Source organism: Streptomyces chartreusis NRRL 3882 (assembly GCF_900236475.1).
In the GTDB taxonomy this organism is placed as follows: domain Bacteria; phylum Actinomycetota; class Actinomycetes; order Streptomycetales; family Streptomycetaceae; genus Streptomyces; species Streptomyces chartreusis_D.
Genome location: NZ_LT963352.1, coordinates 4747033 through 4764977, shown reverse-complemented (window position 1 = coordinate 4764977; position 17945 = coordinate 4747033). Strand labels below are relative to the sequence as shown.

The following is a 17945-nucleotide window of genomic DNA, read 5'->3' as shown; positions in this document are numbered from 1 at the left end:
CTGTTCCCCCTCGACGCGCTTCTACGGACGGGCCGTCGCCAGCGCCACCAGCAGCGGTACGACCCGCCCCGGCGGCACCTCGTGGCGGCCCCGGCCGGTCGTGTGCAGCCAGCCGGTGCCGGTGAGCTGGCGCAGGTGGTGGTAGATCTGGCCGGTCGTGCCGACCTCGTCCAGCTCGGCGAGTTCCGCCGCGGTGCGCCGACCGCCGAGGATCTCGCGCAGCAGCCGGAGCCGGACCGGGTGGCCGAGGGCCGCGAACGACTCGGCGGCCGCCGTCCAGTCGCCCTCCAGCAGGTTTTCCGTGAGGGCGCCCAGCTGCCAGGCGTACTCCTCACCCGTCGGCAGCCGCACGGAGCCGGTGTACAGGACGCCTCCGTCGGTGGCCCCTGTCTCGGACAGTTGCTCCTTCAGCCCGTTCAGGGCCCAGAAGTCGCCGCCGTCCAGACGAGGTCCGGTGCGCTGGGCGCCTTCCAGTGCCGCCAGTCGGCGCTCCAGGTCGGCGACGCGTTGTTCGAGTTCCACGCCACCCGAGATTACGGAACTACGTAATTACGTTCAAGAGCGGAATCCGGACACGGCGAAGCCCCCGCCCGGCGGCCCGGACGAGGGCTTCGGAGCGAGTTGCCTACGCCAGCAGGGCCGGGATGGTCCCCTCGTGGAGCTCGCGCAGCTCGGAGAGGGGGAGCGTGAACTCGCCCTGGACGTCCACCGAGTCGCCGTCCACGACACCGATACGGGTGGCCGGCAGGCCCCGCGCACCGCACATGTCGTTGAAGCGGACCTCCTCCGAACGCGGCACGGCCACGACCGCGCGGCCCGCCGACTCGGAGAAGAGGAACGTGAAGGCGTCCAGACCGTCCGGGACGATCAGGCGCGCGCCCTTGCCGCCCAGCAGTGCCGACTCGACGACCGCCTGGATCAGACCGCCGTCGGAGAGGTCGTGCGCGGAGTCGATCATGCCGTCGCGGGAGGCGGCGATCAGGATCTCGGCGAGCAGCCGCTCGCGCTCCAGGTCGACCTTGGGCGGCAGACCACCGAGGTGGTCGTGCACGACCTGCGACCAGGCGGAACCGCCGAACTCCTCACGCGTGTCGCCGAGGAGGTAGAGCAGCTGCCCCTCCTCCTGGAAGGCGACCGGCGTGCGGCGGGCCACGTCGTCGATGACGCCCAGGACCGCGACCACCGGGGTCGGGTGGATGGCGGCCTCGCCCGTCTGGTTGTACAGGGAGACGTTGCCGCCGGTCACCGGGGTGCCGAGCTGCTGGCAGGCGTCCGCCAGACCGCGCACGGCCTCCGCGAACTGCCACATCACCGCCGGGTCCTCGGGCGAACCGAAGTTCAGGCAGTCGGACACGGCGAGCGGCTTGGCGCCCGTCGTGGCGACGTTGCGGTACGCCTCCGCCAGCGCCAGCTGCGCGCCCGCGTACGGGTCGAGCTTGGCGTACCGGCCGTTGCCGTCCGTGGCGAGGGCCACGCCGAGGCCGGTCTCCTCGTCGATGCGGATCATGCCGGAGTCCTCGGGCTGGGCGAGGACCGTGTTGCCCTGCACGAAGTGGTCGTACTGGGAGGTGATCCAGGACTTGGAGGCCTGGTTCGGGGAGCCGACCAGCTTCCGGACCTGGTCCTTCAGCTCCTCGCTCGTCGCCGGTCGCGGCAGCTTGTTCGCGTCGTCCGCCTGGAGGGCGTCCTGCCAGGACGGACGGGCGTACGGGCGCTCGTAGACCGGGCCCTCGTGGGCCACCGTGCGCGGGTCGACGTCGACGATCTTGCCGCCGTGCCAGTAGATCTCCAGGCGGTCGCCGTCGGTCACCTCACCGATGACGGTGGCGATGACGTCCCACTTCTCGCAGATCTCCAGGAAGCGGTCGACCTTCTCCGGCTCGACGACCGCGCACATGCGCTCCTGCGACTCGCTCATGAGGATCTCCTCGGGCGAGAGCGTGGAGTCGCGCAGCGGGACGTCGTCCAGCGTCACGCGCATGCCGCCCGAGCCGTTCGAGGCGAGCTCGGAGGTGGCGCAGGACAGGCCGGCCGCGCCGAGGTCCTGAATGCCGACGACCAGCTTCTCCTTGAAGGCCTCCAGGGTGCACTCGATGAGGAGCTTCTCCTGGAAGGGGTCGCCGACCTGGACGGCCGGGCGCTTGGAGGGCTTGGCGTCGTCGAAGGTCTCGGAGGCCAGGATGGAGGCGCCACCGATGCCGTCGCCGCCGGTGCGGGCCCCGTAGAGGATGACCTTGTTGCCCGCGCCGGACGCCTTCGCGAGGTGGATGTCCTCGTGCCGCATCACGCCGATGCATCCGGCGTTGACCAGGGGGTTGCCCTGGTAGCAGGAGTCGAAGACGACCTCGCCGCCGATGTTGGGCAGCCCCAGGCAGTTGCCGTAGCCGCCGATGCCCGCGACGACGCCCGGCAGGACGCGCTTGGTGTCGGGGTGGTCGGCGGCGCCGAAGCGCAGCGGGTCGACGACCGCGACCGGCCGGGCGCCCATGGCGATGATGTCGCGGACGATGCCGCCGACACCCGTGGCCGCGCCCTGGTAGGGCTCGACGTACGACGGGTGGTTGTGCGACTCGACCTTGAAGGTGACCGCGTAGCCCTGGCCGACGTCCACGACACCGGCGTTCTCGCCGATGCCGACGAGCAGGGCGTCGTTCTCGGGTGCCTTCTCGCCGAACTGGCGCAGGTGCACCTTGCTGCTCTTGTACGAGCAGTGCTCCGACCACATCACCGAGTACATGGCGAGCTCGGCCCCGGTGGGCCGGCGGCCGAGGATCTCGACCACGCGCTCGTACTCGTCCTTCTTCAGGCCCAGTTCGGCCCAGGGCAGCTCGACGTCGGGGGTCGCGGCCGCGTGCTCGACCGTGTCCAGAGGCGTCCGGCTCATGCGTTGACCAGCTTCTTGAGGATCGAGGTGAAGAACGGGAGGCCGTCGGTACGACCGGTGCCGATCAGCGGCTCGACGGCGTGCTCGGGGTGCGGCATGAGGCCTACGACGTTGCCGGCCTCGTTGGTGACGCCCGCGATGTCGTTGTTCGAGCCGTTGGGGTTGACGTCCAGGTACCGGAAGGCGACCCGGCCCTCGGCCTCCAGCGCGTCCAGCGTGTGCCGGTCGGCGACGTACTGCCCGTCGATGTTCTTCAGCGGGATGTGGATCTCCTGGCCGGCGGTGTAGTCGCTGGTCCAGGCCGTCTCGGCGTTCTCCACCCGCAGCTTCTGGTCGCGGCAGATGAAGTGCAGGTGGTTGTTGCGCAGCATCGTGCCGGGCAGCAGGTGGGCCTCGGTGAGGATCTGGAAGCCGTTGCAGATGCCGAGGACCGGGAGGCCGGCCTTCGCCTGCTCGATGAGCGGCTCCATGACCGGCGAGAAGCGGGCGATGGCCCCGGCGCGCAGATAGTCGCCGTAGGAGAAACCACCGCACAGCACCACGGCGTCGACCTGCTTGAGGTCCTTGTCCTTGTGCCACAGGGCGACCGGCTCGGCGCCCGCGAGGCGGATCGCGCGCTGCGTGTCCCGGTCGTCCAGACTGCCGGGGAAAGTGACGACGCCAATACGAGCGGTCACTTCACGGCCTCCGCGACTTCCTCGACCCGGACGGTGAAGTCCTCGATCACGGTGTTCGCGAGGAAGGACTCCGCAAGATCGTGAATGCGGGCGAGGGCGGCCTCGTCGACCGGCCCGTCAACTTCCAGTTCGAAACGCTTTCCCTGGCGGACGTCCGAGATCCCTTCGAAACCCAGCCGCGGCAGTGCGCGCTGCACCGCCTGGCCCTGGGGGTCGAGGATCTCCGGCTTGAGCATGACGTCGACTACGACGCGTGCCACTGGCACTCCCGGTGTGTGGTGCTGAGCAGGTTCCTTCAGACTACCCGCACAAAATTTCTACGCGCGTTGACTTGTAGGAAACTACGTGACGGTCATCACGATCCTGCATCGACGGACCCACACGCGAAAATTTCCGGGAAAGATTCCGGGTCGACACCCGGAACCTATTGCGTTCGGACACGCGGGCAGATTTAGTCGGGTTTCACATTGCATTGTCAGGCACTGTAGAAATGAATTGGCAAGTGCCGCAGGAAGGGACCGATATTCGTGGCGCAGAAGGTCGTGGTCACTCTCTTTGACGACATCGACGGCTCGGAAGCGGCGGAAACGATCGCCTTCGGACTGGACGGCAAGTCGTACGAGATCGACCTGAACGAAGTCAATGCCGGCGAACTGCGGAAGGCGCTCGCGCCCTACGTGGAGGCCGGTCGCAAGCGGTCCCGCTCGGGCAGGGCGTACCGGCAGACGGAGGTCGCCCCCGACCCGTCGGCGGTGCGGGCCTGGGCCCAGGCCAACAAGATGGAGGTCCCCGCGCGCGGGCGCATCCCCAAGAAGGTCTACGAGGCGTTCACCGCCGCGCAGTGAACAGCCCGGTGAGCCCGGCCGGACGACCGGTCACGCGCCCCTCGCGGCAACCGACTTGCGCAGCACCCCGGCTGATCAGCTAGAGTCTGGAGCACGCCGAGGGGCGAGGCCGAAAGGCCCGGCTCACGGAAACATGCGGGTGTAGTTCAGTAGTAGAACATCCCCCTTCCAGGGGGAAGGCGCAGTGTGCGATTCCTGTCACCCGCTCTGCATCGCCAGTACCTACCACTCTGGTGGATCAGGTAGGCTGGTGCCCGCACCGATCGGTGAGAGCCGGTCGGGAGCACATGCGGACGTAGCTCAGTTGGTAGAGCGCAACCTTGCCAAGGTTGAGGTCGCGAGTTCGAGCCTCGTCGTCCGCTCGGGAATGAGACCCCGGTCCTGATGGACCGGGGTCTTCTTCGTGTTTCCCTCTCCGCTTCTGACATTTGTCATGCCGACTGATGACAGCGCGCACTGCTCCCGGAACCACGGGGCCGGAACGCTGAGGACATGGAAACCAACGGACACGAACACGTGATTGAGGTCACTGACCTGCGGCGTGTGTACGGGGGCGGGTTCGAGGCGGTAAGCGGAATCACCTTTTCCGTAGGACGCGGGGAGATCTTCGCCCTGCTGGGCACCAACGGCGCGGGCAAGACGTCGACCGTCGAACTGCTGGAGGGACTCGCGGCGCCGGCGGGCGGCAGGGTGCGGGTCCTCGGGCACGACCCGTACACCGACCGGGCCCTCGTACGGCCGCGCACCGGCGTGATGCTCCAGGAGGGAGGCTTCCCGTCGGAGCTGACCGTCGCGGAGACCGCGCGGATGTGGGCGGGGTGTGTGAGCGGGGCGCGGCCACCGGCGGAGGTCCTGGCGCTGGTCGGGCTCGAGTCGAAGGCCGGCATCCGGGTCAAGCAGTTGTCCGGCGGCCAGCGGCGCCGGCTGGATCTGGCGCTCGCGCTGCTCGGCGACCCCGAGGTGCTCTTCCTGGACGAGCCGACCACCGGGCTGGACGCCGAAGGCCGCCGCGACACCTGGGAGTTGGTGAGCGCGCTGCGCGACGGCGGAACGACCGTGCTGCTGACCACGCACTACCTGGAGGAGGCCGAGACCCTCGCCGACCGGCTGGCGATCATGCACGAGGGTCGCGTCGCCACCACCGGGACCCCGGCCGAGGTGACCGCCGCCGAACCCTCGCGGATCTCCTTCGAGCTGCCCGAGGGCTACTTCGTGGGCGATCTCCCGCCGCTCGGCGAGCTGGGCGTGACCGGGCACGAGACCGACGGCCGGACCGTCCGGCTCCGCACCCACGAACTCCAGCGGACGGCCACCGGGCTGCTGATGTGGGCCGCGCGGGTCCGGGTGGAACTGCGCCGCCTGGACGTGCGGTCGGCCTCCCTTGAGGAGGCGTTCCTCAGGATCGCCAAGGAGGTCTCCGCGGAACAGGCCAGGGGGACGACGAAGGAGTACGCGGCATGAGCGCCACCCGGACGACGTCCCGCCCGGTGTCGGCGGCGACCACTCCACTGAGCCGGATGACAGCGCTCGCCCGTGCCGAACTGACCCTGCTCGGGCGGACCAGGGGGGCACTCGTCGCGGCGCTGTTCTTACCGCTGGTGATGCCGGTCAGCGTGCGGTCGGCGGCCAAGGAGATGGACCTCGCCGAAGCCGGGCTGAACACCGGCACGCTGGTGCTGCCCGCAGCGGTCGGCTTCTCCCTGCTGTTCGCCGTCTACTCGGTGCTCGTCGGCGCCCTCGTCGTCCGGCGTGAGGAACTCGTCCTCAAGCGGCTGCGCACCGGTGAGCTACGGGACGTCGAGATCCTGGCCGGTACGGCGCTGTCGGCAGTACTCATCGGGATCGTGCAGTGCCTGCTGCTGGCGGCGGGTTGCTCGGTCCTGCTGGATCTGTCCGCGCCGTCCGCGCCCCTTCTGGCCGTCGTCGGGCTGCTGTTGGGGCTCGTGATGTGCGCGGCCCTCGCCGCGGCCACCGCCGCCGTGACCAGGACCGGCGAGAGCGCCCAGGTCACGCCGATGCCGCTGATGCTCGTCTCGACGCTGGGCTCCGGCATGTTAGTCCCGCTGGAGCTGCTGCCGGACCGGGTGGCCTCCGTCTGCGAACTGCTGCCGCTGACGCCCGTCGTCACCCTGGTGCGCGGCGGCTGGACCGGCGATCTGTCGGCGTACGAGGCGCTGGGCGCCCTGGCGACGGCGATGGCCTGGATCGTCATCGCGGTGTTTGCTGTACGGCGGTGGTTCCGCTGGGAACCGCGGCGCTGACCGAAGGGGGAGTGACGGGCTGATGCGCGGGCCGGGCAGGTGGTGGCGGCGCAAGACCACGCCGGAGAAGGTCGAGACGTACACGCGGTGGTCGTTCCACTTCTTCGCGGTGATGGAGTTCTTCTCCGTCGGGCTCACGTCCGTGGCTCCGCTGGGGGCACGGCTGGGCGGCGTGGTGCTGGTGATGGTGGGTGTGCACGCCGTCTTCTGCTGCGTGACCGTCTCACGGTCGGTCGACTGGACGCGTGGCCGCAGGCCCCAGCCCGTACGGCTGATGTGGACCCTGGCGGCCGTCTCGGCGGCGGTCGCCGTCGCCGCGATCGGCATCGCCGAGCACGGGCCGGACGGCGAAAGCGTGGAAACCGCCGCGGGTGGGGTCTTCGGAGTCGTCCTGATCTTCAGTCCCGCCATCATCGCGCTCGGCGTCCGCGACCGGCGGCGGGTGTTCGGGATCACGGGCGGCTTCGCCGCGGGCTCCTGGGCCTCGGCGTTCGCGCTGGGCTTCTCCGCGCTCGCGGCACTGATCATGGCGGTGATCGTGCTGGTCGGCGGCATGTTCCTCGCCTTCACGGCCGCCTTCTCCGTGTGGCTCCTCAACGCCGTCTACGAACTCGACGAGGCCCGCGAGACCCGGGCCCGGCTCGCCGTCGCCGAGGAACGGCTGAGGTTCGGGCGGGATCTGCACGACGTCATGGGGCGCAACCTCGCCGTCATCGCGCTCAAGAGCGAGCTGGCCGTGCAGCTGGCCCAGCGAGGGCGACAGGAGGCCGTGGCGCAGATGGTCGAGGTGCAGCGGCTCGCCCGGGAGTCGCAGCGGGAGGTGCGCGAGGTCGTGCGCGGCTACCGCGAGGCCGACCTCGCGACGGAACTGGCCGGGGCGCAGGGCGTGCTGGCAGCGGCCGGCATCGAGTGCGCGGTGAGCGGGGCGACGCCGTCCGGGCTGCCGGTCGCGGTGCAGTCCGCCCTGGGATGGGTGGTCCGGGAGGCGGCGACGAACGTCCTGCGGCACGGGGACGCCCGTCGGTGCACGGTGAGGCTGCGGGTGCTGCAGGGGCGCGTGGTGCTGTCCGTGGAGAACGACGGGGTGAGCGAGGAGGCGACGGCCGGCGGCGGTTCCGGCTCCGGGCTCGCCGGGTTGCGGGGGCGGCTGGCGGAGATCGGCGGAGCGCTGGAGGCCCGGCCGGTGGGGAAGGGGCGGTTCCTGCTGACGGCCGAGGTTCCGCTGGCGTCGGGGCCTGCGCCTTCCGGCCCCGTCCCGGCCGCTGCCGCCGTGCGTGCTGTGAGTGAGGTCACGCCATGACGGCCGTAGAGCCGGTGCGGCTGCTGCTGGCCGATGACGAGCACCTCATTCGTGGGGCGCTCGCCGCGCTGCTGTCACTGGAGGACGACCTGATGGTCGTCGCCGAGGCGGCCACCGGGCCGGAGGCGTTGGCGATGGCCCGGGCGCACAAGCCCGACGTCGCCGTGCTGGATCTCCAGATGCCCGGCGCCGACGGTGTGAAGGTCGCCACATCACTGCGGACCGAACTGCCCGGGTGCAAGGTGCTCATCGTCACCAGCCACGGGCGGCCCGGGCATCTGAAGCGGGCGCTGGAGGCCGGGGTGCGGGGGTTCGTGCCGAAGACCGTGAGTGCGCAGCGGCTCGCGGAGCTCATTCGCACCGTGCACGCCGGGAACCGTTACGTCGACCCGGAGTTGGCCGCCGACGCGATCGCCGCCGGGGACTCGCCGCTGACCGCCCGGGAGGCCGAGGTGCTGGAGCTCGCGGCCGACGGTGCGCCCGTGGCGGAGATCGCGGAGCGGGCCGCGCTGTCGCAGGGGACCGTGCGGAACTACCTGTCGTCGGCCGTGTCGAAGCTGGGGGCGGAGAACCGGCATGCCGCGGTGCGGCTCGCGCGGGAGCGAGGTTGGGTATAGTGGTTCCCGCGCCACGGCGCAGGCGAACGTAGCTCAGTTGGTAGAGCGCAACCTTGCCAAGGTTGAGGTCGCGAGTTCGAACCTCGTCGTTCGCTCCAGCGAGAAGCCCCCCGGTTCCGGCCGGGGGGCTTCTCCGCGTCCTGCGTGCGGGTCCTACGTCCAGCTCATGCCGGTCAGGCGCTCGTACGCCTCCACGTACTTGGCGCGGGTGGCGTCGACGACCTGCTGCGGCAGCACGGGCGGCGGCTGCTCGCTCTTGCGGTCCCAGCCGGACTCCGCCGAGGTCAGCCAGTCGCGGACGTGCTGCTTGTCGTACGACGGCTGCGAGCGGCCCGGCTGCCACTGGTCGGCCGGCCAGAAGCGCGAGGAGTCCGCGGTGAGGACCTCGTCCGCGAGGACCAGGGTGTCGCCGTCGAAGCCGAACTCGAACTTCGTGTCCGCGAGGATGATGCCCCGGTCGCGGGCGATGTCCCGGCCCCGGGAGTAGACGGCGAGGGTCGCCTGGCGCAGCCGGGCGGCGGTGTCGGCGCCGACCTGGCGGGCGACCTCCTCGTAGGAGACGTTCTCGTCGTGGTCGCCGACGGCGGCCTTGGTGGCCGGGGTGAAGATCGGGGCGGGCAGTTCGCTGCCGTCGACCAGGCCCTCCGGCAGGGCGAGGCCGCAGACCGTGCGGGACTCGTTGTACTCGACCAGGCCCGAGCCGGTCAGGTAGCCGCGGGCCACGCACTCCACGGGGACCATCTGGAGCGACTTGCAGACGAGCGTGCGGCCCTCCCAGTCGGCGGGGGCGCCGGCCGGCAGTTCGGTGCTCAGGACGTGGTGGGGGATCAGGTCGGCGAGCTGGTCGAACCACCACAGGGAGAGCTGCGTGAGGATCCGGCCCTTGTCGGGGATCTCGGTCGGCAGCACCCAGTCGAATGCGGAGATGCGGTCGCTGGCAACCATCACGAGGTCGCCCGCCTCGTTCTGGTACAGCTCGCGCACCTTGCCGGTGTGCAGATGCACCAGGCCCGGAACCTGGATCGGCTCGGGCTTCTCTACGAATCCGGACACGGTTCCTCCCCGTGGTTCTGTCCAATGAGGTCGATTCTCCCGTATGCGGGGGTGATCGCGGACAGTGGGTCAGTCGCGTTTGCAGATGCGGTCCAGGAGATTTGCGGTGGCCCGCTGGATGCGGGCGTCGACGTGGCCGGGGCGGTCCAGGGCCGGGGTCCAGGCGAACGTCCCGGAGGCGAAGACCCAGGCGCCGGAGGGGGCGCGGTACAGGGACGTCTCCTGGTGGCGCGGCGCGCCCTCCTTGTCCGTGTACGGCGAGTGGGCGAGCAGCACGCGCTCCTCGTGCTCGGGCAGTGGGGTGCGTGGGAAGTAGCGGTCGGCCTCGCCCGCCACCAGGCCCTCGATCTCGTCCCCCTCGTGCGCCCCGGTCGCCTCCCACAGCCAGTGGCCGGCGTTGCGCACGATCAGCGGATGCGGCACGGGGACGGGCCCGGCGTACTGGATGCCGAGGAGCTGCTGCTCCGCCCGGTCGATCTCCCGCCACAGCACCGGCTTGCCGGGGCCCCGGCGCTTGCGGCAGGTCAGCAGGCGGTCGGGGACGCCGGACGGGGAGGGGCCCAGTTCCACCTGCCAGTACATCGTGTTGGCGGAGAGGAAGACGAGCGAGGTGCCGGCGTCGCGGGCGAGCTCCACGGCGCCGCGCATCGCGGCCGACCAGTACTCGTCGTGGCCCGGGAAGACCAGGCCGCGGTAGCGGGTGGGGTCGACGCGGCCCGCGTGCAGGTCGCCGGCCGTGGCGTAGGCGACGTCGTAGCCGTAGCGCTCGGCCCAGCGGATGAAGTCGTAGGCGTGGCCGACGTGCAGCGGAAGGCCCGCGCCCGCGTACGGGCGGTCGAAGGAGACCGTGGTGGCGGCCTCGGACTCGCCCAGCAGACGGCCCTTCTCGTCCCAGGCGTGGTAGAGGCTGGCGCCGGTGCGGCCGTCCTCCGGGTAGAGGTTGTACGCCTGCCAGGTGATGTCGGGCAGGACGAGGAGCAGGTCGGCGGGCTGGTCGTGGCGGACCGTGAAGGGGACGTGGGAGCGGTAGCCGTCGGCGGTGGTGAGGACGGCGACGTACGCGCCGATGTTCCAGTACGACGGGATCTGAAGCCGCCAGGACAGCCACCAGTGGTGGCAGGAGACCGTGCGGTCCGCCGTGAGCGGCGGGGGCTGCACGATGCCGGACAGGCGCGGACTGGTGGTGATCTTCGCGGCGCCGTCACCGCCGTAGTGGCCGATGCGGTAGATGTCGACGCTGAACTCCTGCGGCGGGTCGACGGTGATGTGGAAGTCGATGGCCTCGCCGGGTGCGACCGCACCGGTGGAGGTGAAGCCCTTGATCTGGCGGTGGACGTCGTCGGCCGCGCGGGGGCCGCTGGAGCGGCTGCCCTTCTTCGGAGCCTGATCCGGGTCCTGGTCCACGTACCAGGGGACGACCTGGCCGCTGTCGTCGAAGTACGTCACGTTTCCGCGCAGCCACGGAACGGGGCCCTGCCCGAAGGGATCCGTCACGGCGTGCGCCAGCGCCCCCGACTCCCAGCGGCGGATCTGCTCCGAACCCATGGTTGCTTCCCCTCCCCTTCGCCCCCGTGGTGTGCGTGCTGTGTGGTGGGCTGCGACCTGTGTGGTTCCTTCGTGCTTATGTGTTTGTCGTATGTCGCAAGCCCTTGCCATGTGCGCGAACGGTCCAAGCACATCACATAATGCGCGCACTTCGTCACTGTTCGTTTCGAATTGGCCAGAAGCGGAAGCTGGTGCTCCGGCGGTCAGGCGAGCCGGACCGGCTTCTCGGGTCGTATCCCCAGCTCGGCCAGCCAGGCCCGCAGGGGCGTGGAGTCGCCGTCCTCGATCAGGGTGAGGACCTTGGGCGCCAGGTCGGCGGTGCGTTCGCCGTTGTGGAGGAGGGTCGGGCCGTCCAGCCAGTCCAGGCCCGGTGTCGCGCCCGCGGTGTCCATCGCGGCACAGCAGATCATCGCCGTGAGGTGGTCGGCGAGCAGTTCACGGGCCGTACGCGGGGGCTGGAGGGGGAAGAGGGGAAGGGTCCGGTCGTCCCAGAGGGCTGCGGGGTCCGGGGTGGGCGGGGTGTCCACGGAGCTGGCCGGCGGAGGGGCCGGGGTCGTGGGGGCGGAGGCCGACGGGCTTGGCGTCGCGGTGGCGGCGGCTGAGGTGCCGACGGCCGAGGCGGCGGCGGCCGAAGTGGCGGAGGCCGACGGGCTTGGCGCCGCCGTGGCTTCCTCGCGGGACAGTTCGGCCCTGAGCCGGGCGGCGAGCGTGGCACTGCGGGGGGTCGTACCGGAGAGGTCCTCTTCGTCGTCCGGGGGTCGTTCCGGGCCTCGGGGGGTGAAGGGTGTCTCTCCGGCCTGGTCCGTCAGGTGGTCCAGGACGCGGGACAGGGTCGGGCCGCCGGTGTCGGGGGCCGTGCCTCCCGGGGCCGGGTGGACGCCCATGGCGTCCAGGACGCGGTGGAGCCGGGCCGCGTCGATGCGCCACTTGCGGTCCACGACCTCCTCCGGATACTCGCTCCAGCCCACCGGCGACCAGTCGGGACCGGGCCCCGCCGGGCCTCCGTGGAAGAGGCGGGCGGCGAGCAGGGAGGCCGCCTCGTCGACCGCGCCCGGCTCCTCCAGCAGATCGCAGGCGGGCCGCTCACCGAGACGGGACGCGAAGCCCTCGGCCAGGCGGTCGCGCCGGGACAGCTCCGTGAGCGCCGCCACCACACCGGCGTCCAGCCGGGACGGCCAGCGGCCCATCCGCCAGGCGGGCAGCGCGACCCGGGTCAGCAGCCGGTCCCAGCCCGCGTACGCCAGGCCCACCTGCTCCTGGGCGACGATCCGCAGCCCGTAATCCACAGCCTGTGCACGCTCCGCGGCCGCGGCCGCCACGCCCCGCTCCATCTCGGCGGCGTGCACACGGCAACTGCGCAGCAGCAGCCGGGCCACCCAGCCGACACCGGCCAGGACGGCCCGCGACACCGGCCCGCGTTCCGGCGCCGAGGCCACGGCCACCGCGGCGTCGAGACCCCGGACGAAACGCCGGGCGGCGGCTATGTCCGGGTGCGCCGAGGGGCCCGTACCGGCGACGACCGGAGCGAGGACCGCACGCAGTTCGCCGACCCGCATCCACCACAGGAAGGGGGAGCCGATGACGAGGACCGGCGCGACCGGGTGACGGCGGTGCGCGTGTCCGCCACCGCCCGCTATGTCGTCGTGCTCCTCGGCGGGGGGCGGGCCGTGGGCCCGGTGGGTGCGGTCCTCCAGCCAGCTGTCGCAGTCCGGTGTGAGCGCTATCGCGGAGGGCGTGGGGACATCGAGGCGGTCGGCGAGGTCGCGCACCATCCGGTACAGGTCGGGGGCCGCTTCCTCGGTGATCGGGATGGTCGGGCTCATGGCGGGACGGGCCCGGGCGACGACCAGGGCGATACCGGCGGCGGCGAGCAGCACGAGGACCGCGACGGGCGTCAGGATCCAGCGGGCGGCATCCCAGCCGGGGCCGACGAGACGGCCGGTGGCGGCGCCCGCGAGCAGGATCACGGCGACGGCGGCGGGCAGCAGGGCGACGGCCAGCGCACGGCTGCGCATGCGCAGCACGACGAGTGCCCGTGACCGCGCGGCCTGCGCGCCTGCCTCCACACCCATTCCGGTCACGACCGACCTCACCCCCTCCCCGTTGACCTGACGCTTTCCTTGCTCACTCCCCCACTGTGGCACCGGCCACTGACATCGCAATGTCGGTGGGCCAAGTGCCGGAACGCTTTGCGCCGCACCCTAGTTGGGGCTCCGCCCCACGTCAGCCCGATAGGTCATTGGTCACTCGATGGAATGGCTTTGGGGAGAGGTGGATGACGGACAGCGAGGATCAGGCCCCGCATACCGAAACTTCAGGCCCCGGATCCTGAGACGGATCCGGGGCCTGTGAGGTTCAGCGAGCGGGTCGGATTCCCGCGATGGTGTGATGCCGAGTGCCGGGGTTGACGAGTGGTGGTGACGCCGGGTGCCGGTGGTGACGCCGGGTGCCGGAATCGCCGGTTACGCGCCTGCCGCCTTCGCGGCGATGTCCGTGCGGTGCTGGGAGCCGTCGAGGTGGATGCGGGCGACGGCCGCGTAGGCGCGGTCGCGGGCCTCGGTGAGGTCCTTGCCGGTGGCCGTGACGGACAGGACGCGGCCGCCCGCGCTGACGATCGCGTCACCGTCGCGCTTGGTGCCGGCGTGCAGCACGTAGGCGTGCGGGGCGTCCTGGGCGGCGACCTCGTCGAGACCGGTGATCGGGTCGCCGGTGCGGGGGGTGCCGGGGTAGTTGTGCGAGGCGACGACCACCGTCACGGCCGCGTCGTCGCTCCAGCGCAGCGGCTCCAGGTGGGCGAGGTTGCCGGTGGCCGCGGCCATCAGGAGACCGGCCAGCGGCGTCTTCAGCCGGGCGAGGACGACCTGGGTCTCGGGGTCGCCGAAGCGGGCGTTGAACTCGATCACGCGCACCCCGCGGGAGGTGATCGCGAGACCGGCGTAGAGCAGCCCGGAGAACGGCGTGCCGCGGCGCTTCATCTCGTCCACGGTCGGCTGGAGGACCGTCTGCACCACCTCGTCGACCAGCTTCGGGTCGGCCCACGGCAGCGGCGAGTACGCCCCCATGCCGCCGGTGTTCGGCCCCTCGTCGCCGTCCAGCGCGCGCTTGAAGTCCTGGGCGGGCTGCAGCGGTACGACCGTCTCGCCGTCGGTGACGGCGAACAGGGAGACCTCTGGGCCGTCCAGGTACTCCTCGATGACCACGCGCTCGCAGGCGGCGGCATGGGCCCTGGCCGCCTCGATGTCGTCCGTGACGACGACACCCTTGCCGGCGGCCAGCCCGTCGTCCTTGACGACGTACGGAGCACCGAAGGCGTCGAGGGCCGCGTCGACCTCCTCCGGAGTCGTGCAGACGTACGACCGTGCCGTGGGCACCTCGGCCACCGCCATGACGTCTTTCGCGAAGGCCTTGGAGCCCTCCAGCTGCGCGGCCTGGCCGGACGGGCCGAAGACCGGGATGCCGGCCTCGCGGACGGCGTCGGCGACACCGGCGACGAGCGGCGCCTCCGGGCCGACGACCACGAGGTCCGCGCCGAGCCGCGTGGCCAGCGCGGTGACGGCCGCGCCGTCCAGGGCGTCGACCTGGTGCAGCTCGGCGACCTCCGCGATGCCGGCGTTGCCGGGGGCGCAGTGCAGCGCGGTGACGTCGGGGTCGTGGGACAGGGAGTGGCACAGGGCGTGTTCGCGGGCGCCGCTGCCGATGACGAGGACCTTCACGGGGTCAGCCTAACGGGAGGTGGCGGGTTCCCTTTGTGCGGGCTTCCGAAGGGGGCGGGGATCTTGGGTTGGAGGTTTCTCCAACCCGGGCTCTTCGGCGCTGGTCGCCCGAGGCCCCTTCGACCGGGGCTTCTCCGGCTGCCTCGGGCGCGTAGGGCTCGTCGGCCGCCTAGGGCTCGTTCGAGAACTCCTCCACCACCGTCGCCCCGAGCTCCCGCACGATCAGCTCCTGGCCGGAGAGGGCCGACTCGTCGAGGTCGGGATCGTCGTCCTCGGGGATGTCGTCCTCGACGGAGACGGACCGGGGCGCCGGGGCGGAGGGCTGGGGTACGGGGGCGGTCGGTGCGGGGGCCGCGGCGGAGCCGCGGGTGGGTGCGCTCGACTGCTGGGCTGGGGCGGACGGGGCCGTCGACTGGGAGGGGGCGGAGCGCTGGGCGGTCGCCGTACCGCCGCTACCGCTGCCGGTGCCGGCGGTGTAGCCGCCACCTCCACCGCCGGCGTTGTAGCCGCCACCGCCGCCGTAGCCGCCGGTGCCGCCGTGACCGCCCTGGCCGCCTCCGAACCCGGAAGGGCCGCCCGGGGCCTGCGGCGCGGAGCCGCCGGACGGATCGACGATCGCCTCGATCTTCCACTGGACGTTGAACTGCTCGCCCAGCGCCTGCCGCAGCACGTCCTCACTGCCGCTGCTCAGGAAGTTGTCACGCGCGCCGGCGTTGACGAAGCCGAGCTGGAGGGTGGTGCCGTCGAATCCGGTCACCTGGGCGTTCTGGCTGAGCAGGATCCAGGTGAATCGACGGCGGTTCTTGACCGCTTCCAGGATGTTCGGCCAGAGCATGCGGGGGTCGAGACCGCCGGGCGCCGGGGCGTGGGCGGGGGCCGGAGCGGTCGGTGCCGGGGCCGAGGGCGCCGGTGGGGGGCTGCTGGGTGTGGGCGCGCTCGGAGCAGGGGTGCTCTGAGCTGGGGTGCTCGCTGCCGGGGGGTTCGACGCGGGTGTGGGTGCGCCCGAGCTGGCCGTGGGCCAGCCGCCCGGGCGACGGCCGCTGCCGGCGGAGGCCGCGGTGGGCCAGGCACCGGGGGCCGGGGCGGAGGCGGCTGCGGGAGCGTCGGAGGGAGCGGGAGACTGAGCGGGCGGTGTCCGGGGCGGCTGGGCAGGCTGGGCCTGGGCAGGCTGGGCGCGCCCGCCGTCGGTGGGGCCGGAGGTCGGCGCGGGCTCGGCGGGAGCGGGCGGGCCCGAGACCGCCGACTGCTGGGCCTCCTGGCGTGCCGCAGCGGGGGCTTGCGCAGGCCCGCCCGCGGCCGGCGCGTGACCGCCACTGCCGCTGCCGACACCGGGCCCGCCGGGGGCCCCGGGGGACCCGCCGCCCGGCGCTCCAGAGGCGCGGACCGCCGCCCGGGCCGCGGCCGGACCGCCACCCGGCGGCACGGGAGCGGCCGCCGGAGCAGCCGCCGCTGCCCCATGCCCCTCCGGCCCTGGCGCGTACCCCATGGCGGGCATGCCGGCGGGCCCCTGCGAGGAGAAGTTCACGCCGCGCTCGATCCGGTCCAGACGGGCCATGACGGACCGCTCGTCGCCGTAGGCGGCGGGGAGCAGGACGCGCGCGCAGATCAGCTCCAGCTGGAGACGGGACGAGTGGGCGCCGCGCATCTCGGTCAGGCCCTCGTTGACCAGGTCGGCGGCCCGGCTCAGCTCGGCGGCGCCGAAGGTGCCGGCCTGGGCCTGCATGCGCTCGACGACGTCGGCGGGGGCGTCGATGAGCCCCTTCTCGGCCGCGTCCGGGACGGCGGCGAGGATCACCAGGTCACGCAGGCGCTCCAGCAGGTCGGCGACGAACCGACGCGGGTCGTTCCCGCCCTCGATCACGCGGTCGACGACCTCGAAGGCCGCGGACCCGTCACCGGTGGCGAAGGCCTCGACGACGGAGTCGAGGAGGGAGCCGTCGGTGTATCCGAGCAGGGCGGTGGCCATGGCATACGTCACACCGTCCGCCGCGGCGCCGGCCAGCAGCTGGTCCATGACGGACATGGAGTCACGCACGGACCCGCCACCGGCGCGCACGACGAGGGGGAGGACACCGTCCTCGACCGGGATGGCCTCCTTCTGGCACACCTCGGCGAGGTACTCCCGCAAGGTCCCGGGCGGAACGAGCCGGAACGGGTAGTGATGGGTCCGCGACCGGATGGTCCCGATGACCTTCTCGGGCTCGGTGGTCGCGAAGATGAACTTGAGATGCTCCGGCGGCTCCTCGACGACCTTCAGCAGCGCGTTGAAACCGGCCGACGTGACCATGTGGGCCTCGTCGATGATGTAGATCTTGTACCGGCTGCGGGCAGGTCCGAAGAAGGCCTTCTCGCGCAGGTCACGGGCGTCGTCCACGCCACCGTGGGAAGCGGCGTCGATCTCGATGACGTCGATGGAACCGGGTCCGTTGCGCGCGAGGTCCTGACAGGACTGGCACTCACCGCACGGCGTGGGGGTAGGGCCCTGCTCGCAGTTCAGACACCGCGCCAGGATCCGCGCACTGGTCGTCTTGCCACAGCCGCGCGGCCCGCTGAACAGGTACGCGTGGTTGACCCGGTTGTTGCGCAGCGCCTGCTGCAACGGGTCGGTGACGTGCTGCTGCCCGATGACCTCGGCGAAGGTCTCCGGGCGATAGCGGCGGTACAGAGCGAGAGACGACACGCATACGAGGTTATAGGCGCCCACTGACAACGGACCCCGCCACCGGAGGCCGGAACGCAAACGCCCCCCACGCACCCGCCAGAGCCAACCTACCCTTGCTGCCTTCCGGCCCTGGGGGAGTTCAGTCAGATAGCGCCGCGTGAGGGGCTGCGCCAAGGCTACCTGATGTCTGGGGCAGGGAACGAGTTCGCGAGCACTCCTCTCGGTCATGTAATGTTTCCGGCGGAGGATTCGCCTAGAGGCCTAGGGCGCACGCTTGGAAAGCGTGTTGGGGGCAACCCCTCACGAGTTCGAATCTCGTATCCTCCGCCAGTGCCTCACCGGGCACGATGTCGAAGGGCCCCACCGCTTGCGGTGGGGCCCTTCGACG

General features: G+C 71.7%; 14 protein-coding genes, 4 tRNA genes and 1 other RNA gene. 9 read left to right on the top strand and 10 right to left on the bottom strand.

The window, feature by feature from the left end:
• Positions 1–21: 21 nt before the first annotated feature.
• From SCNRRL3882_RS21470 to purS, 4 genes are all read right to left on the bottom strand, one after another.
• A complete protein-coding gene (locus SCNRRL3882_RS21470; protein WP_010045041.1) occupies positions 22–522 on the bottom strand; it encodes an ArsR/SmtB family transcription factor in 501 nt (166 codons plus the stop codon).
• Positions 523–625: 103 nt separating this feature from the next.
• Positions 626–2884: a phosphoribosylformylglycinamidine synthase subunit PurL gene (gene purL, locus SCNRRL3882_RS21465; protein WP_010045043.1), complete on the bottom strand. Its 2259-nt coding sequence runs from the start codon at positions 2882–2884 to the stop codon at positions 626–628.
• Entirely contained in the window at positions 2881–3561 is a 681-nt protein-coding gene (purQ, locus tag SCNRRL3882_RS21460) for a phosphoribosylformylglycinamidine synthase subunit PurQ (RefSeq protein ID WP_010045044.1), read from the bottom strand. The genes purL and purQ overlap by 4 nt, the downstream gene beginning before the upstream one ends.
• Positions 3558–3821 carry a phosphoribosylformylglycinamidine synthase subunit PurS gene (purS, locus tag SCNRRL3882_RS21455; RefSeq protein ID WP_010045045.1) on the bottom strand — a complete coding sequence of 88 codons (264 nt, stop codon included), beginning with the start codon at positions 3819–3821 and terminating at the stop codon, positions 3558–3560. The genes purQ and purS overlap by 4 nt, the downstream gene beginning before the upstream one ends.
• A 267-nt stretch (positions 3822–4088) precedes the next feature.
• Here purS and SCNRRL3882_RS21450 point away from each other — a divergent pair, with 267 nt between their 5' ends.
• The 8 genes from SCNRRL3882_RS21450 to SCNRRL3882_RS21415 all read left to right on the top strand — a co-directional run bounded on the left by SCNRRL3882_RS21450 (position 4089) and on the right by SCNRRL3882_RS21415 (position 8682).
• Positions 4089–4406 (top strand): histone-like nucleoid-structuring protein Lsr2, encoded by a 318-nt coding sequence (locus tag SCNRRL3882_RS21450; RefSeq protein ID WP_010045046.1) that lies wholly within the window; start codon positions 4089–4091, stop codon positions 4404–4406.
• A 135-nt stretch (positions 4407–4541) separates the two neighbouring features.
• Positions 4542–4613 (top strand) — tRNA-Gly (locus SCNRRL3882_RS21445).
• Positions 4614–4695: 82 nt separating this feature from the next.
• Positions 4696–4768 (top strand) — tRNA-Gly (locus SCNRRL3882_RS21440).
• A gap of 130 nt (positions 4769–4898) precedes the next feature.
• Entirely contained in the window at positions 4899–5867 is a 969-nt protein-coding gene (locus tag SCNRRL3882_RS21435; RefSeq protein WP_010045047.1) for an ABC transporter ATP-binding protein, read from the top strand.
• Positions 5864–6667, top strand: coding sequence for an ABC transporter permease (locus SCNRRL3882_RS21430; protein ID WP_010045049.1), 804 nt, complete (start codon positions 5864–5866; stop codon positions 6665–6667). The genes SCNRRL3882_RS21435 and SCNRRL3882_RS21430 overlap by 4 nt, the downstream gene beginning before the upstream one ends.
• A 22-nt stretch (positions 6668–6689) precedes the next feature.
• Positions 6690–7967 carry a sensor histidine kinase gene (locus SCNRRL3882_RS21425; protein WP_010045050.1) on the top strand — a complete coding sequence of 426 codons (1278 nt, stop codon included), beginning with the start codon at positions 6690–6692 and terminating at the stop codon, positions 7965–7967.
• Positions 7964–8584, top strand: coding sequence for a response regulator transcription factor (locus SCNRRL3882_RS21420; RefSeq protein WP_010045051.1), 621 nt, complete (start codon positions 7964–7966; stop codon positions 8582–8584). Before SCNRRL3882_RS21425 ends, SCNRRL3882_RS21420 begins: the two co-directional genes overlap by 4 nt.
• A 22-nt stretch (positions 8585–8606) precedes the next feature.
• Positions 8607–8682 (top strand) — tRNA-Gly (locus SCNRRL3882_RS21415).
• Between the two features lie 55 nt (positions 8683–8737).
• Here SCNRRL3882_RS21415 and SCNRRL3882_RS21410 read toward each other — a convergent pair.
• From SCNRRL3882_RS21410 to ffs, 6 genes are all read right to left on the bottom strand, one after another.
• Positions 8738–9637: a phosphoribosylaminoimidazolesuccinocarboxamide synthase gene (locus SCNRRL3882_RS21410; protein ID WP_010045054.1), complete on the bottom strand. Its 900-nt coding sequence runs from the start codon at positions 9635–9637 to the stop codon at positions 8738–8740.
• A 69-nt stretch (positions 9638–9706) separates the two neighbouring features.
• The gene (locus SCNRRL3882_RS21405) at positions 9707–11182 is read right to left on the bottom strand and encodes a N,N-dimethylformamidase beta subunit family domain-containing protein (RefSeq protein ID WP_010045057.1); all 1476 of its coding nucleotides are present in this window, start codon (positions 11180–11182) and stop codon (positions 9707–9709) included.
• A 203-nt stretch (positions 11183–11385) separates the two neighbouring features.
• A complete protein-coding gene (locus SCNRRL3882_RS21400; protein ID WP_010045059.1) occupies positions 11386–13254 on the bottom strand; it encodes a hypothetical protein in 1869 nt (622 codons plus the stop codon).
• 390 nt (positions 13255–13644) lie between these two features.
• Positions 13645–14895 (bottom strand): phosphoribosylamine--glycine ligase, encoded by a 1251-nt coding sequence (gene purD, locus SCNRRL3882_RS21395; RefSeq protein ID WP_010045061.1) that lies wholly within the window; start codon positions 14893–14895, stop codon positions 13645–13647.
• Positions 14896–15064: 169 nt separating this feature from the next.
• Entirely contained in the window at positions 15065–17575 is a 2511-nt protein-coding gene (locus SCNRRL3882_RS21390; protein WP_010045063.1) for a DNA polymerase III subunit gamma and tau, read from the bottom strand.
• Between the two features lie 53 nt (positions 17576–17628).
• An RNA gene (gene ffs, locus SCNRRL3882_RS21385) (signal recognition particle sRNA small type) lies at positions 17629–17727 on the bottom strand.
• Between the two features lie 72 nt (positions 17728–17799).
• Here ffs and SCNRRL3882_RS21380 point away from each other — a divergent pair.
• A tRNA-Ser gene (locus SCNRRL3882_RS21380) sits at positions 17800–17887 on the top strand.
• The last annotated feature ends 58 nt before the right edge of the window (positions 17888–17945 follow it).

What these genes read in the sequence shown, in the direction of transcription:
- SCNRRL3882_RS21405 (WP_010045057.1), bottom strand. Translation starts at nt 11,182, where the DNA reads ATGGGTTCGGAGCAGATCCGCCGCTGGGAGTCGGGGGCGCTGGCGCAC.
- SCNRRL3882_RS21425 (WP_010045050.1), top strand. Translation starts at nt 6,690, where the DNA reads ATGCGCGGGCCGGGCAGGTGGTGGCGGCGCAAGACCACGCCGGAGAAG.
- SCNRRL3882_RS21420 (WP_010045051.1), top strand. Translation starts at nt 7,964, where the DNA reads ATGACGGCCGTAGAGCCGGTGCGGCTGCTGCTGGCCGATGACGAGCAC.
- SCNRRL3882_RS21430 (WP_010045049.1), top strand. Translation starts at nt 5,864, where the DNA reads ATGAGCGCCACCCGGACGACGTCCCGCCCGGTGTCGGCGGCGACCACT.
- purL (WP_010045043.1), bottom strand. Translation starts at nt 2,884, where the DNA reads ATGAGCCGGACGCCTCTGGACACGGTCGAGCACGCGGCCGCGACCCCC.
- SCNRRL3882_RS21435 (WP_010045047.1), top strand. Translation starts at nt 4,899, where the DNA reads ATGGAAACCAACGGACACGAACACGTGATTGAGGTCACTGACCTGCGG.
- SCNRRL3882_RS21400 (WP_010045059.1), bottom strand. Translation starts at nt 13,254, where the DNA reads ATGGGTGTGGAGGCAGGCGCGCAGGCCGCGCGGTCACGGGCACTCGTC.